General features: G+C 37.3%; 1 pseudogene. It reads left to right on the plus strand.

The window, feature by feature from the left end:
* Positions 1–287, plus strand: a pseudogene (locus AAEZ18_RS18630) (metal-dependent hydrolase); the annotation flags it as partial.

Here is a 287-nt window from a genome sequence, read left to right on the forward strand (position 1 = left end):
CGCTTACACGCTTCCTTTATTAATTGGCGTAATATGTACGCTAATACCCAAAATAAAAGCAGCAACGGCTTATCGTATAAATGCAGCGGCTTTAGTTTTAAGTAGTCTATATTTATTTTGCGCTTTAATTTTAAAAGTAAATATTGATGACAAAGTAAAAACAGCACTCAACAACAGGCAAATACCAGTAAATGCGTATGTTAGTACGCCTGCTCCGCTAACCACTTTGCTGTGGCGTATTGTTGTGATGTCTGAGGGACAATACTACGAAGGTTATGCATCAGTAT

It is taken from the genome of Pseudoalteromonas sp. 19-MNA-CIBAN-0066, from assembly GCF_040308705.1.
Taxonomy (GTDB): Bacteria; Pseudomonadota; Gammaproteobacteria; order Enterobacterales; family Alteromonadaceae; genus Pseudoalteromonas; species Pseudoalteromonas nigrifaciens.